Source organism: Kitasatospora sp. NPDC003701 (assembly GCF_053587085.1).
Genome location: NZ_JBSFNM010000003.1, coordinates 257,526 through 271,188, shown reverse-complemented (window position 1 = coordinate 271,188; position 13,663 = coordinate 257,526). Strand labels below are relative to the sequence as shown.

Sequence of the window (13,663 nt, the reverse complement as noted above, 5' to 3'; positions counted from 1 at the left end):
CACCGGCCCGAGGGCGCGCCGGCGCGCGGAGCGGTGCCGCGCCGTACCCCCACATCGCACCCTCACCCTGATCCAGGAGCTCCGCCCATGACCGCGCCCAACCCGCACCCCGGCACCGAGGGCCGGACCCCGTACCCGGTCGGCCTGCTGCTGGCCGGCCGCCGCGTCGTCGTGGTCGGCGGCGGCCACGTCGCCCAGCGCCGGCTCCCCGCGCTGATCGCCACCGGCGCGGACCTGCACCTGATATCGCCCACCACCACCCCCGCCGTCCAGGCCATGGCCGACGCCGGCGAGTTCACCTGGCACGAGCGCCGCTACCAGGACGGCGACCTCGCCGGCACCTGGTACGCGCTGGTCGCCACCGACGACCCGGCGGTCAACGCCGCGGTCAGCGCGGAGGCGGAGCGCGAGCGGGTGTTCTGCGCCCGCAGCGACGACGCGGCGGCCGCCACCGCCTGGACCCCGGCCAGCGGCCGCGACGCGGGCGCCACCGTCGCCGTCCTCACCGGCGACCCCCGGCACTCCGCCGCCCTGCGCGACGCCATCGTGGAGGGCCTGCGGGACGGTTCGCTGGCGACCCGCCAGTTCCGCTCGCACGGTGTCGGCGGCGACTCCCGGCCGCCGGGCACGGGGAGCGTCGCCCTGGTCGGCGGCGGTCCGGGCGACCCGGACCTGATCACCGTGCGTGGCCGCCGGCTGCTCGCCGACGCCGACGTGGTGGTGGCCGACCGGCTCGCCCCGCGCGAGCTGCTCGCCGAGCTGCCCGAGCACGTCGAGGTGATCGACGCGTCCAAGATCCCGTACGGGCGGTTCATGGCCCAGGAGGCGATCAACCGGACGCTCATCGAGCACGCCAAGGCCGGCAAGTTCGTGGTCCGGCTCAAGGGCGGCGACCCGTACGTGTTCGGGCGCGGCGGCGAGGAACTGCTGGCCTGCGCGGAGGCCGGGCTGCCGGTCACCGTGGTCCCGGGCATCTCCAGCTCGATCAGCGTCCCGGCGGCGGTCGGCGTGCCGGTCACCCACCGCGGCATGACGCACGAGTTCACCGTGATCTCGGGGCACGTCGGCCCGGCCGACGAGCGCTCGCTGACCAACTGGGAGGCCGTCGCGCGGATGACCGGCACCCTGGTGCTGCTGATGGCCGTCGACAAGATCGGCGCCATCGCCGACAAGCTGATCGAGTGCGGCCGCCCGGCCGACACCCCGGTCGCCGTCGTCCAGGAGGGCACCACCGCGGCCCAGCGCCGGGTGGACGCCACCCTCGCCACGGTCGCGGCCACCGTCGAGGCCGAGCAGATCAAGCCCCCCGCCGTGATCGTCATCGGCGACGTGGTCAACGTCCTCGCCCCCGCCTTCCCCGCCTGATCCGCCCTGGCAGCACCCCCGCGGGCCCACCGTGGTCGCGTGCGCCCCGGTCCCGCCGCCCGCTCCGGCCCTGCTGTTTGCAAAACCTGCACTTTGCAAACAGCAGGGCCCCGGGGGTACGCACCCCCGGGGCCCCGATGCCTGCTTGGCAGTCCCTCTTACTGCCTCCGCCTGCCGCCCCTCCTCCTGTCCTCCTGTGCCCCTCCTCCCTGCTGCCCCCCTGCTGGATCTCCCCGCCGTCCACGGGCCGCCCTTGGTGTTTGCAAAGTGCGCCTTTGCAAACACCAAGGAGTGGGAAGTCGGCCCAGCCGACTTCCCACTCCACCCCGCGAGCCGCACCGCCACACCCGACGCCCGGCCCGGCCCCGCCGCCGTCACTCCAGCGGCTGCTCCGTCCAGATCACCTTGCCGCTGGCCGTGTACCGGGTGCCCCAGCGGTCCGCGAACTGCGCGACCAGGAAGAGCCCACGCCCGCCCTCGTCCGTCGTGGCCGCGTACGTCAGATGCGGCGAGGTGCTGCTGGCGTCGGACACCTCGCAGATCAGCGCCCGGTCACGGAGCAGCCGGACCCGGATCGGCCCGCGCCCGTACCGGATCGCATTGGTCACCAGCTCGCTCAGGATCAGCTCGGTGACGAACGCCGCCTCGTCCAGCCCCCACTGCTCCAGCCGCTCCGCCACCGCCGCCCGCACCGCGCCCACCGCGGCCGGGTCGGACGGCACGTCCCACTCCGCCACCTGGTCGGGCGCCAGCACCCGGGTCTGTGCCACCAGCAGCGCGATGTCGTCCTGCGGCCGGGCCGGCAGCATCGCGCCCAGCACGTCCGCGCAGGTCTGCTCCGGCGTCCTCGGCGGCCCGGCGAGCGCGGCCCGCAGCATCTCCAGCCCCTCGTCGATGTCCCGGTCGCGGTCCTCCACCAGCCCGTCCGTGTACAGCACCAGCCGGCTGCCCTCCGCCACCTCCACCTCGGTCGTCGTGAACGGCAGCACCCCCAGCCCCAGCGGCGGCCCGGTGGGCAGCTCGGGGAACTCCACCCGTCCGTCCGGACCGACCAGAGCCGGCGGCGGGTGCCCCGCGCTGGCCAGGATGCAGCGCCGCGACACCGGGTCGTAGATCGCGTACAGGCAGGTCGCGCCGGTGACCGCCGCCGAACCGCCGGTCGCCGACTCCTCCTGGTCGATCCGGTTCACCAACTCGTCCAGGTGCCCGAGCAGCTCGTCCGGCGGCAGGTCGAGCGTCGAGAAGTTGTGGATCGCCGTCCGCAGCCGGCCCATCGTCGCGGCCGCGTGCAACCCGTGCCCCACCACGTCCCCGACCACCAGCGCGACCCGCGCGCCCGGCAGCGGGATCAGGTCGAACCAGTCCCCGCCCACTCCCGCCTGCGCCGGCAGGTACCGGTGCGCCACGTCCAGCGCGTTCTGCGCGGGCAGGCTGCGCGGCAGCAGGCTGTGCTGCAGCGTCACCGCCATGGCGTGCTCGCGGGTGTAGCGGCGGGCGTTGTCGATGCAGACCGCGGCGTGCGAGACCAGCTCCTCGGCCAGCGCCAGGTCCTCCTCGTCGAACGGTTCGGCCCGGTCCGCCCGCCAGAACCGCGCCACCCCCAGCAGCACCCCGCGCGCCCGCAGCGGCACCCGGACCAGCGAGTGCACCCCGTACTCCAGTGCCTGGGCCGACCGCTCCGGGTCCTGCGCCCGCCAGTCCTCCGACTCCGCCAGCCGCGGCTCCAAGCCGGGCAGCCCGGTGTCCAGCGCCCCCGCCAGCGGCGTCGACGGCACTATGTCCAGCACCGTGCCCACCGGATAGAACGGCGAGTCGTCCCGGACGCCGCTGAGCGCCGTCCGCCGCATCCGCCCGAGCGCCTGCCCCTGGGGCGGTTCGTCGCCCTCCAGCACCTGCTCGGCCAGATCGACGCTGACGAAGTCCGCGAACCGCGGCACCGCCACCTGCGCCAGCTCCTCGGCCGTGCGCGTCACGTCGAGCGAGCTGCCCACCGTCACCCCGGCGTCGTACAGCAGCCGCAGCCGCCGCTGCGCCACCTCGGCCCGCCCGGACAGCGCCAGCAGCTCGGTGGAGTCACGCAGCGTGGCGACGCAGCCCGGCGGACCGCCGTCGCGGTCGGTCAGACGGACGTTCACGGCCAGCAGCCGCTCACCGGCCAGCACCACCTCGTCGGTGACCGGCCGGTTGGCGGTCAGCAGATCCTCGGGCGCCCGGTCCAGGCCCAGCTCCGTCACCAGCCGCCCCTCGGCGTCGGCGGGCAGGTCCAGCAGCCGGCGCGCCTCGTCGTTGCAGAGCAGCAGCCGGCCGTCGCCGGCGACGATCAGCACGCCCTCGCGCACCGCGTGCAGCACCGCCGCGTGGTGCTCGTACATCCGCGTCATCTCGGCCGGGCCCAGCCCGTGGGTCTGCCGCCGCAGCCGCCGGCTGACCAGCGCCGTCCCGCAGGTGGCCAGCCCCAGGGCGACCGCCGCGGCGCCGAGTACCACGGGCAGCTGCCGTTCGCTCGCGCTGCTGATGTTGGCGATCGTGACCCCCGCCGAGACCATGCCGACCACCGATTCGTCCGGTGCGCGGACCGGCACGATCGCCTGGACCAGTGGTCCGATGGTGCCGTTGACCTGCTCGGTCACCACCTGCCCGTTCAGCGCGGGCTGGTAGTTGCCGACGAACTTCTGGCCGATCCGGGCCGGATTGGGGTGGGTGTAGCGGATGCCGTCGGTGTTGAGGACGACGATGAAGTCCACGCCCGCGTTGAGCGCCGCGGCCTGCGCCTTCGGCTGGAGGATCGCGGTCGGGTCGGGGGAGCGCAGCGCCTCGACGATGCCCGGCGAGTTGGCGAAGGTCTGCGCGACCGCCACCGACCGGTTGGTCGCCTCGTGCCGGGCGTCGTTGCGGGACTGCACCACCAGGGCGATCACGGCGGCCGCGACCAGCAGCAGCACCACCAGAACCTGCAGCGCGAAGACCTGCCCGGCCACCGACCGGCGTCGCACCGGCTTCGGCCGGGCGCCGTTCGGCTGCTGTTGCCGACCGTGTGGGCGCCCACCGGAGGAGCCGGCGGTACCAGGGGCACGGGAGGAGATGGCGGAGCCGGAAGTGCCAGAGGCCGACGGAGCCCATGATCGGCCCGGAAAACGGGCCATACGTCATATTTGCACTCCATAGACCTGGAGGCCAAGGCCAGGCACATCGCGCCCTGGGCCGTTTGGCCTTCTCCACTCCGGCTTGGCAAGATCGCAGGGTGTCCGAACCCAGCACCATCACCGACCCCGCCGACCCGCGCCTAGGCGACTACACCGGTCTGACCGACGTCGAACTGCGCCGTCGCCGCGAGCCCGCCGAAGGCCTCTTCATCGCCGAGGGCGAGAAGGTCATCCGCCGGGCCCTGGCCGCCGGCTTCCGGATGCGGTCGATGCTGCTGACGGCCAAGTGGCTGGACGTGATGGCGGACGTGATCGCGGAGAGCGACGCCCCCGTCCACGTGGTCGAACCGGACCTGGCCGAGGCGGTCACCGGCTACCACGTCCACCGCGGCGCGCTCGCCTCGATGGAGCGCCGGCCGTTGCCGGACGCCGCCGAGCTGCTGGCCGGAGCCCGCCGGGTGGCCGTGCTGGAGGGGCTGGTCGACCACACCAACCTGGGCGCGATCTTCCGCAGCGCCGCCGCGCTCGGCATGGACGCCGTGCTGCTCTCGCCCGACTGCGCGGATCCGCTGTACCGGCGGGCCGTCAAGGTCTCCATGGGCGCCGTCTTCGCCGTCCCCTACGCGCGACTGGAGCCGTGGCCGGCTGCGCTGGACACCGTGCGCGCCGCGGGCTTCAGCCTGCTCGCCCTCACCCCCGCGGAGGACGCCGTCGACCTGGCCGCCCTGGCGCCGCACCGTCTCCCCAAGGCGGCCCTGATGCTCGGTGCCGAGGGCGACGGCCTCACCCGCCGGGCCATCGCCGCCGCCGACCACGCGGTCCGCATCCCGATGGCCCACGGCATCGACTCCCTCAACGTGGGCGCCGCCGCAGCCGTGGCCTTCTACGCCGTCACCGCCACGGCCTGACCCGCACCCGTCCGACCCGTCACCCTGCCGGGGACGGGGACGGGGACGGGGACGGGGACGGGGACGGGGACGGGGACGGGGCCGAGGCCGAGGCCGAGGACGGGGCCGAGGACGGCGACCAGGCCGGGGGAGCGGGAGGCCGGGGGAGCGGTGGAGTGGGACGTCGGACCGGCCGACTTCCGGCGCACGGGCGGCGCGGGCCCGGGGCCGGGCGCCCCGCGAGTCAGCCCGCCGGGGCCGTCGGCGGCGCGGGTGCCGCGGCGGGCGGCGGGGTGACGATCAGGGTGGGGGCGCCGGGCCAGGACTCCTCGATGGTCCCGTCCGACCGCACCGTGTAGCGGGTGGAGGCCACCGCGCCGGTCTGGGTGGCCCGCTCCTCGCGGACCAGCGCGCCGTTGTCGAGCCGCCAGGTGGCCGTCGCCTGGGGATCGGCGGCCGACGAGCGGGAGGCCAGCGCCACGGGCGCGTCCCCGTTGAAGCCGAACAGCTGGACCAGGTCGGCCGGCACCGAGCCCTCCGCCCGGCGCAGCACCACCAGGGCCGCCGGCGCGCCCTTGTAACGGGCCGGGAGGACGGCGCTGAGCGCGACCTGGGGCCCCGCCCCCGCCGAGCGGCCGTCCCGCAGCGAGATCGCCGGGCCGCCCGCCGGATCGGGGTAGCCGCGGTTGGGCCAGTCCACCACCGGTCCGGCGCCCTGCGGCGGTGCCAGCGCGCCGTCACCCCCCGCAGCACTGCCGTGGGCCGCCGCCGCGGCCGCGGCCGCCAACGGTGTCGCGGACTGGGCCGCGCCGTCCGCCGAGAGCCCGGCTCCCGGCGCGCCGGCGCTCGGCTGCTCGGCGGCCGGAGCACTCACCGCCGCCCCGGCACCGCGGGTCGGGCCGAGGCTCTGGTTGTCCCGGTTCTCGCACCCCTGCGCCGCCGCGATCGCCAGCGCCACGCCGACCGTCACGGTGACGAAGACCACCAGCCGCTGCCGCAGCAGCCGCTGCCGGGCGGTGCCGGGGCGCCCGGGGACGGGCGTGTGCTGTCGGTCGCGGCCCCCTCCGCGCGGCCGGTCCGGCCGTTGCTCCCGCTCGCGGGGGCCCGCCGGGCTGCCCGGTCCGCCGGTGCGCCCGGGGGGCGGGGTCTGCTGGCGCTCGCGCAGCGGCCGGGTGGCGTGGGTCGCCTCGGGCCGGGGCATCGGGGTGGTGGCCGCCTGTCCGGGCCTGCCCTGCGGCCGCCGCCGGTCGACGCCGGGGTGGGACCCCGGGTGGGCGCCGAGATGGGCACCGGGATGCGCGGCGGGCTGCTGGCCGGCCTGGCGGCTGCCGGCCGCGGCCCGGGCGCGCGAGGCGCCCGCCGGGTCGGGTGCGCGCCCCGGCGCGGGTACGCCGCGCGCGGCGGCGGCCGGCTGCCCCGGCGCGGAGGCCGGGCCGTGCCCGGGGGTGCCCGGCCGGGCCCCGGCGGCAGCGCGGCCGGCGACCCCGCGCCCGGGCCGCTCCGTCGCCGCTCCGTCGCCGGTGCCGCGGGCCGCCAGTTCGCTCAGCCGCTCGTGCAGGGCGGCCGCGCCGGGCCGCTCGGCCGGCTCCTTCGCCAGGCAGGCCCGGATCAGCGGTGCCAGCGGCGGCGGTACGGCCGACAGGTCGGGCTCCTCGTGCACGACCCGGTACAGCATCACCTCGGAGGAGGCGCCCGAGCCGAACGGGGTGTCCCCGGTGAGCGCGTACGCCAGTGTCGCCCCGAACGCGAAGACGTCCGTCGCGGGCGTCACGGCGGCGCCGCGGACCTGCTCGGGCGCGAGGAAGCCGGGGGAGCCGACCGCGGTGCCGACGTGGGTGAGCGTGCTGGCCCCGCGCGACCAGGCGATCCCGAAGTCGATGATCCGCGGCCCGCGGGGCGAGAGCAGGATGTTGGAGGGCTTGAGGTCCCGGTGGACGACCCCGGCCTCGTGCACCTTGACCAGTCCGTCGGCCAGCGCGGCGCCGATCCTGGCGGCCTCCGGCCAGCTCAGCGGCCCGCCGTCGCCGACCCGCTTGTAGAGCGAGGGCCCGGGGACGTACGCGGTGGCCAGCCAGGGGCGGTCGGTCTCGATGTCGGAGCCGACCACCCGGGCCGTGCAGCCGCCCCGGATCCTGGAGGCGGCGGCGATCTCACGGGCGAAGCGGGTCCGGAACTCCAGGTCCTCGGCCAGCTCCGCGCGGATCAGCTTGAGCGCCACCCGCTGCCCGCGCCGGTCCGAGCCGAGGTAGACGACGCCCATGCCGCCGGCTCCGAGCCGCCGGTGCAGCCGGTACGGCCCGACGATGCGGGGGTCCTCACGCCTCAGCCGCATCATCGCCATCATCGTTCCCCGTCAGCCTGTGGATGAGGCCCCGTCGGTTTGGGGCATCGTCAGTTCCTGTCGGGCACAGCTTACGGACTGCCTGCTGCGGTGTGCTGATACGCAACACCTGAACCCTCCGTGCGATTGTCCGATCTTGCACTGACAGTCGCGCGCGCGGCGGCGCATCGTTTCTCGGGGTCGGCTCTCAGGGTTCCCCCGGGGGTGCGGCGGAGGGCGTCTCCCCCTGCGGTAGTAGTCCTCAAGTCGGAGCGTCATCCTCGGGGATGCCCGGAGAACAGTACGACGGCATGACATCCGACCACCCCCTCGGGCCATAGCGTTGTCCTCAGCGGTGGACGGGGCACTCGTCCCCCGAGGTAAGCCGTCCACCGCGTCCACTTCGGCCCACCGGTCGGCACGAGCAGCGCACGATCCAAGCAGCGCAGGAAGCAGGAGTGAGGGCATGGCAACGCAGCTCACGGGAGCCCCCCGCCGCCGTCGGCCGGCCTTCACCCAGCGCCAGGCCGCGGAGCCGACCAGGCACCCGGCGGTGGCGCTGGCCATCGCGCTGCCCTGCGCCGTGCTGCTGGTCATGCTCTTCGGAGGCTGGGAGCAGATGGCGAGCCAGGCCCAGGCCGTCGCCGACCTGATCACACACTGACCGATCGACCTGTGAATCCCGGCCGGGCACCAGCCCGGCCGGCCACTGAACGGGCACTGATCCCCTGGGGACGGGGAACCAGTGCCGCCGGGGAAGGCCGTGCCCGCAATGACCACGCGGACGGGCGTGAGCGGTGCACAGAGCACCCCGGCAGGCGGAGATGCCGCGTATGGACGTCGGTGAGGGCGTCCGTACGCGGCTCTTCTTCTTTCCTGAGTCTCCCCCGAGCCTTCTCCGAGCCTCCCGCGAGGCTTCCTTGGAGCTCCTCCCCGGAGCTCCACCCCGGCGCCGCCCCCGCAGCGGGCCCCGGCGCGACCGTGGAGCCGGCGCGGCAGCACCCGGGAGCGGAGGCCCGGAGAACGCAAAAGGCCGGGGCCGTGATCCTGACGGATCACGGCCCCGGCCGTTACTGTGCGCGATACTGGGATTGAACCAGTGACCCCTACCGTGTCAAGGTAGTGCTCTCCCGCTGAGCTAATCGCGCCTGGTGTGGCGGTCCTACAGCAGACCCCGAAGGGCCCGACGTGCGCGATACTGGGATTGAACCAGTGACCCCTACCGTGTCAAGGTAGTGCTCTCCCGCTGAGCTAATCGCGCCTGGTGTGGCGGTCCTGCAGCAGACCCCGAAGGATCCGACGTGCGCGATACTGGGATTGAACCAGTGACCCCTACCGTGTCAAGGTAGTGCTCTCCCGCTGAGCTAATCGCGCGGGGAGGTCGTCCGGTCGGAACCGGTCGTACCTCTTGGAGGTGGAGACGGGATTTGAACCCGTGTAGACGGCTTTGCAGGCCGTTGCCTCGCCTCTCGGCCACTCCACCAGGCAACACTCGAAGAACGATCTTACACTGTTCTCCATCGAGCGGACGACGAGATTCGAACTCGCGACCCTCACCTTGGCAAGGTGATGCTCTACCAACTGAGCCACGTCCGCCTGTCTCCCGGGGGCTTCACCGCTTTTCTTCGGCTGCGCTCCCTGGCGACGTGTTGAACTCTAGCGGATTCCCGGGCCAGCTAAAAATCCGTTCCCGCAGCGTGCCGCGGGGGTGCCCCCGGGGTGCCGTCGCGGCAGCCGTTCCGCGGGGTCACCGCCCCCACCTGCGGCGCACCCGACGGACAGCCGCAGGCCACCCGGCGCACACCCGCGTGATGCCCTCATCTGCTCACGCCCCCTGCGGCGGCTCGACCCCCGTTCGCGCCCCCGACCTACACTTCAGGCACCGCAGCCCAGCCACCCCGCGCAGGAGAACCGTGTCCGGCCACCCCGTCCCCCACAGCCCGCTCGCCCGCTTCGGCGGCCGCCTCGCCACCGGGCTGCGCGACGTCACCTCGGACCCGGCCGCCCTCGACTCCGCCGGCTTCTGGGCCGTCGCCCACGACTTCGAGGGCCGCCTCACCTGCGCCCGCTTCGACGACGTCCGCCCCGCCCCCGCGCCCCCGTCCGGTGCCGGCTGGCTCGGCCCGGCCGCCGGCAGCTGGCACAGCTCCCTGGACCGCGCCGCCTACGAGGCCGGCGTCCGCCGCATCCGCGACCACATCGCGGCCGGCGAGGTCTACCAGGCCAACCTCTGCCGCGTCCTCTCCGCGCCGCTGCCCGACCCGGCCCGTACCGACGTCGACGCCCTCACCGGTCTGCTCGCGCACGGCAACCCCGCCCCCTACGCGGGCACCGTCCGGCTGCCCGGGCACGGCGTCGAGATCGCGACCGCCTCCCCCGAGCTCTACCTGCGCCGCGACGGCCGCACCGTCTCCTCCGGTCCGATCAAGGGCACCGGCCGCACCGAGGCCGACCTGCTGGAGAAGGACCACGCCGAGAACGTGATGATCGTCGACCTGGTCCGCAACGACCTCGGCCGGGTCTGCGGGACGGGCACCGTCACCGTGCCCGACCTCTGCGTCGTGGAGAAGCACCCCGGCCTGGTCCACCTGGTCTCCACCGTCCGGGGCACCCTGCGCGCGGACGCCGGCTGGCCGGAGCTCCTCGGCGCGACCTTCCCGCCCGGCTCCGTCACCGGCGCCCCCAAGTCCAGCGCACTGCGGATCATCGAGGCCCTGGAGACCGCCCCGCGCGGCCCCTACTGTGGTGCCGTCGGCTGGGTCGACGCGGACCGCGGCGAGGGCGAACTCGCCGTCGGCATCCGCACGTTCTGGATCGACCGGACCGACCCCGGCACGCCCGTCCTGCGCTTCGGCACCGGCGCGGGCATCACCTGGGGCTCCGACCCCGCGCGCGAGTGGGCGGAAACCGAACTGAAGGCCGCCCGCCTGGTCGCGATAGCGTCGGGCACCGAAACCGACTGAAGCGGGACGAACACCCCCGGGCCGCCATCGACCCAGGCTCACCGCACCGCACAACCGCTTTGAGGAGCAGCCTCGATGCAGCACCCCACCAAGAGCTGGGTCAATGGGTCACTCGTCGACTCCGCCGACGCCGCCCTGTCCGTCCTCGACCACGGCCTCACCACCGGCGACGGGGTCTTCGAGACCATGAAGGCCGTCGACGGCCGGGCCTTCGCCGTCACCCGCCACCTCGACCGGCTCACCCGCTCTGCCCGCGGCCTCGGCCTGCCCGACCCCGACCACGACCTGGTCCGCGAGGCCTGCGCCCAGGTCCTGGCCGCCAACCCGATGCCGCTCGGCCGTCTGCGCCTCACCTACACCGGCGGCCGCGCCCCGCTCGGCTCCGAGCGCGGCGACGGCACCCCCACCCTGGTCGCCTCCCTCGGCAGCGCGGCCCGCCGCCCCGACACCACCGCCGCCGCCACCGTCCTGTGGCGCCGCAACGAGCACAGCGCCGTCGCCGGCCTCAAGACCACCTCGTACGCCGAGAACGTCGTCGCGCTCGCCGCCGCCCACCGCGCCGACGCCTCCGAGGCACTGTTCGCCAACACCGCCGGACAGCTCTGCGAGGGCACCGGCTCCAACGTCTTCGTCGTCCTCGGCGGCCGCCTGCTCACCCCCACCCTCGCCTCCGGCTGCCTGGCCGGCATCACCCGGCAGCTCGTCATCGACTGGTGCGGCGCCGAGGAGACGGACCTGCCGCTGGCCGTGCTCCGGGAGGCCGACGAGATCTTCCTGACCTCCACCCTGCGCGACGTCCAGGCCGTCACCCGGGTCGACGACCGCGAGCTCGCCGGGCCGGGCCCCGTCACCGCCAAGGCGATGGCCGTCTTCACCGAGCGCAGCGGCGACGACCTCGACCCCTGATCCCCGCCGAGCGGGCCCCGGACTCCTCGCGGGCCCCCGGCGGATAGAACACCCGGGCGGCGGGGAAGGGACCACGACATGACCACCACGCTGCGCCCCGAGGGGCCGGAGTCACCCGCCGCCGGCGGCCGAACCAGACGCTGGCAGATCTGCGCCAACGGCCGCCCGGTCGGCGCACTGCGCACCACGGCAGTTCCTCGCGGCAGCCAACTCTGGGGTGAGATATCGGAGTTGGAGGTGCACGAGGGGCGCGGCCGGGGGCGCGGCACCTTCGGTGCGCTGGCCGCCGAGGAGGTGCTCCGCGGGTGGGGCTGCACCCGGGTCGACGCCGACGTCCCCGAGGCGGCGCCGGTCGCCCGCGCCCTCGCCGTCACCCTCGGCTACACCGAGCGGATGCGGAACATGGCCAAGCGCCTCGCCGCCCCGCCCGCGTTGCCGGCCGGCGTCGCCGCGCGCCGGATCGACGCCGAGGCCTTCCCCGGGTGGCTGGCCGCCGCCAAGGAGGGCTACCTGACCGACCTGGTCTCCTCCGGCCTCGGCGCGGAGCAGGCCCGCGCCAAGTCGGACGCCGACCACCTGTCCCTGCTGCCGCAGGGCGCCGACAGCCCCGGGGTGGCCCTGCGCCGGCTGTACGGGGACGGGCCCGACCCGCTGGGCTCGCTCTGGCTGGCCCTGCGGGTCCGGGACCTCCCCGACGGCGCCCCGCTCGCCTGGGTGATGGTCGTCGAGGTGGCCGAGGCGCACCGCGGCGCCGGCCACGGCCGCTCGCTGATGCTGCTCGCCGAACGCGAGTGCCTGGCCGCCGGAGTGCGCGACCTCGGGCTCAACGTGTTCACCGGGAACACGGTCGCGATCCGGCTCTACGAGTCGCTCGGCTACCGGATCACCAACCGGGTCTACGGCAAACCACTGACCTGACCGGCCTGACCGACCGTCAGGAGGCCTTCGCCGCCTCGATGGCGGCGACGATCCGGGCCCGCAGGCCGTCCTGGCTCTGCCCGCCGTCCAGCCGCTGCCCGCCGATCACGTACGTCGGGGTGCCCTGCACCCCGATCGCCTTCCCCTCCGCCTGGTCGGCGTCCACGATCAGCGTGTGCCGGCCGTCGATCAGCGCGGTGTCGACCTCCTCGGCGTCCGCCCCGACCGCGCGGGCGACCTCCAGCAGCACCTCCTCGCCGCGTGCCGCCAGGTCGTCGACCCGCTCCAGCAGCGCCTCCACGTAGGGCCACCCCAGGCCCTGGGCGAACGCCTCCTCGGCGGCCTGCGCCGCGGCGTACGCGTGCTTGTGCTTCTCCAGCGGGAAGTGGCGCAGCTCGACGACGAGCGCGTCACCGTACTGCTCGCGCAGCGCCCGTACGTCGTCCAGGGCGGTGCGGCAGTCCGGGCACTGGAGCTCGCACCAGAACTCAAGCCGGGGGAGGGAACCTTCGATCATGCTCCCAGTGTTCCACTAGTGGGTACCGCGCCGTCCCGGCGGTGTGCCCGGGCGCCGGCCGGAAGCGACGGGAGGTCCGATCCGATGACCAGGACGACTGGACATGACGGAGGACGGCCGTGTTGACGGCGGCGGTCTCCTTCGTGCTCACGGCCGGGGGCGTGGCCGTGGCGGGCCTGCGCGCCTATCGCCGGCGCTTCCTCTCCGCGACCCGCTGGTTCGCCGTGGCACTGGTCCCGGCCGGGCTCTATCTGACCGGGCTCTTCCCGGTGGCGCGGACGATCGGCAGCGAGTTCGCCGACTGGGCGACGAAGCTGGTGTTCGACCCCCGGGTCTGGACGGGCATCGTGCTGCTCGCGGTCTCGGCCGCGCTGCTGGTCGCCACCCGCTGGGTGAGCCGCCGCCGCGCGGTGGACGCCGCCGGGTCCGGCCCGGCCGCCGCCGGCCCCGCGCCGGGGCGGGCCGCCGTCACCGGTGCGCCGGCCGGCCCGGGAGCCGCGGCCCCCGGGAGCGCTGCCCCGAAGACCGCCGCCCCCAGGAGTGCCGCCCCGAAGTCGAACGCGGGAAAGCGCGACGACGGCCTGGGGGACTTCGAGGACATCGAGGAGATCCTGCGCCGCCGCGGCATCTGACCGCCACGGCCG

10 protein-coding genes and 5 tRNA genes are annotated in these 13,663 nt (G+C 75.0%); 7 read left to right on the top strand and 8 right to left on the bottom strand.

Annotation, left to right across the window (positions count from 1 at the left end; all coding sequences use genetic code 11):
* The first annotated feature begins 87 nt into the window (after positions 1–87).
* On the top strand, positions 88–1,365 hold the full coding sequence (gene cobA / locus ACWDRR_RS04865) for a uroporphyrinogen-III C-methyltransferase (RefSeq protein ID WP_449770748.1): 1,278 nt from the start codon (positions 88–90) through the stop codon (positions 1,363–1,365).
* Positions 1,366–1,739: 374 nt separating this feature from the next.
* Here cobA and ACWDRR_RS04860 read toward each other — a convergent pair whose 3' ends face one another.
* The gene (locus ACWDRR_RS04860; RefSeq protein WP_449770747.1) at positions 1,740–4,508 is read right to left on the bottom strand and encodes a SpoIIE family protein phosphatase; all 2,769 of its coding nucleotides are present in this window, start codon (positions 4,506–4,508) and stop codon (positions 1,740–1,742) included.
* A gap of 98 nt (positions 4,509–4,606) precedes the next feature.
* Between ACWDRR_RS04860 and ACWDRR_RS04855 the strand changes: the two genes are divergently transcribed.
* Positions 4,607–5,416 (top strand): TrmH family RNA methyltransferase, encoded by an 810-nt coding sequence (locus tag ACWDRR_RS04855; protein WP_449770746.1) that lies wholly within the window; start codon positions 4,607–4,609, stop codon positions 5,414–5,416.
* Positions 5,417–5,639: 223 nt separating this feature from the next.
* On the opposite strand, the gene ACWDRR_RS04850 is transcribed toward ACWDRR_RS04855, so the two are convergent.
* Positions 5,640–7,730, bottom strand: a complete 2,091-nt coding sequence (locus tag ACWDRR_RS04850; RefSeq protein WP_449770745.1) for a protein kinase domain-containing protein — start codon at positions 7,728–7,730, stop codon at positions 5,640–5,642.
* A 451-nt stretch (positions 7,731–8,181) separates the two neighbouring features.
* On the opposite strand from ACWDRR_RS04850, the gene ACWDRR_RS04845 reads away from it, so the two are divergent.
* Positions 8,182–8,379 carry a hypothetical protein gene (locus ACWDRR_RS04845; RefSeq protein WP_449770744.1) on the top strand — a complete coding sequence of 66 codons (198 nt, stop codon included), beginning with the start codon at positions 8,182–8,184 and terminating at the stop codon, positions 8,377–8,379.
* A gap of 412 nt (positions 8,380–8,791) precedes the next feature.
* Here the strand turns inward: ACWDRR_RS04845 and ACWDRR_RS04840 are convergent.
* The 5 genes from ACWDRR_RS04840 to ACWDRR_RS04820 form a co-directional block, all read right to left on the bottom strand.
* Positions 8,792–8,863 (bottom strand) — tRNA-Val (locus tag ACWDRR_RS04840).
* Between the two features lie 41 nt (positions 8,864–8,904).
* Positions 8,905–8,976 (bottom strand) — tRNA-Val (locus ACWDRR_RS04835).
* 41 nt (positions 8,977–9,017) lie between these two features.
* A tRNA-Val gene (locus ACWDRR_RS04830) sits at positions 9,018–9,089 on the bottom strand.
* 35 nt (positions 9,090–9,124) lie between these two features.
* Positions 9,125–9,198, bottom strand: a tRNA-Cys gene (locus tag ACWDRR_RS04825).
* A 40-nt stretch (positions 9,199–9,238) separates the two neighbouring features.
* Positions 9,239–9,311, bottom strand: a tRNA-Gly gene (locus tag ACWDRR_RS04820).
* Between the two features lie 317 nt (positions 9,312–9,628).
* On the opposite strand from ACWDRR_RS04820, the gene ACWDRR_RS04815 reads away from it, so the two are divergent.
* The 3 genes from ACWDRR_RS04815 to ACWDRR_RS04805 all read left to right on the top strand — a co-directional run bounded on the left by ACWDRR_RS04815 (position 9,629) and on the right by ACWDRR_RS04805 (position 12,502).
* Positions 9,629–10,678 (top strand): chorismate-binding protein, encoded by a 1,050-nt coding sequence (locus ACWDRR_RS04815; RefSeq protein WP_449770743.1) that lies wholly within the window; start codon positions 9,629–9,631, stop codon positions 10,676–10,678.
* A 75-nt stretch (positions 10,679–10,753) separates the two neighbouring features.
* Positions 10,754–11,584, top strand: coding sequence for an aminotransferase class IV (locus ACWDRR_RS04810; RefSeq protein WP_449770742.1), 831 nt, complete (start codon positions 10,754–10,756; stop codon positions 11,582–11,584).
* A 78-nt stretch (positions 11,585–11,662) separates the two neighbouring features.
* Entirely contained in the window at positions 11,663–12,502 is an 840-nt protein-coding gene (locus ACWDRR_RS04805) for a GNAT family N-acetyltransferase (RefSeq protein WP_449770741.1), read from the top strand.
* 16 nt (positions 12,503–12,518) lie between these two features.
* Here ACWDRR_RS04805 and ACWDRR_RS04800 read toward each other — a convergent pair whose 3' ends face one another.
* Positions 12,519–13,019: a DsbA family protein gene (locus ACWDRR_RS04800; protein ID WP_449770740.1), complete on the bottom strand. Its 501-nt coding sequence runs from the start codon at positions 13,017–13,019 to the stop codon at positions 12,519–12,521.
* 119 nt (positions 13,020–13,138) lie between these two features.
* Here ACWDRR_RS04800 and ACWDRR_RS04795 point away from each other — a divergent pair, with 119 nt between their 5' ends.
* Positions 13,139–13,651, top strand: coding sequence for a hypothetical protein (locus tag ACWDRR_RS04795; RefSeq protein WP_449770739.1), 513 nt, complete (start codon positions 13,139–13,141; stop codon positions 13,649–13,651).
* Positions 13,652–13,663: the final 12 nt, after the last annotated feature.

Coding starts and splice junctions, on each gene's coding strand:
- ACWDRR_RS04850 (WP_449770745.1), bottom strand. CDS start 7,730: ATGATGCGGCTGAGGCGTGAGGACCCCCGCATCGTCGGGCCGTACCGG.
- ACWDRR_RS04860 (WP_449770747.1), bottom strand. CDS start 4,508: ATGGCCCGTTTTCCGGGCCGATCATGGGCTCCGTCGGCCTCTGGCACT.
- ACWDRR_RS04810 (WP_449770742.1), top strand. CDS start 10,754: ATGCAGCACCCCACCAAGAGCTGGGTCAATGGGTCACTCGTCGACTCC.
- cobA (WP_449770748.1), top strand. CDS start 88: ATGACCGCGCCCAACCCGCACCCCGGCACCGAGGGCCGGACCCCGTAC.
- ACWDRR_RS04805 (WP_449770741.1), top strand. CDS start 11,663: ATGACCACCACGCTGCGCCCCGAGGGGCCGGAGTCACCCGCCGCCGGC.
- ACWDRR_RS04800 (WP_449770740.1), bottom strand. CDS start 13,019: ATGATCGAAGGTTCCCTCCCCCGGCTTGAGTTCTGGTGCGAGCTCCAG.
- ACWDRR_RS04845 (WP_449770744.1), top strand. CDS start 8,182: ATGGCAACGCAGCTCACGGGAGCCCCCCGCCGCCGTCGGCCGGCCTTC.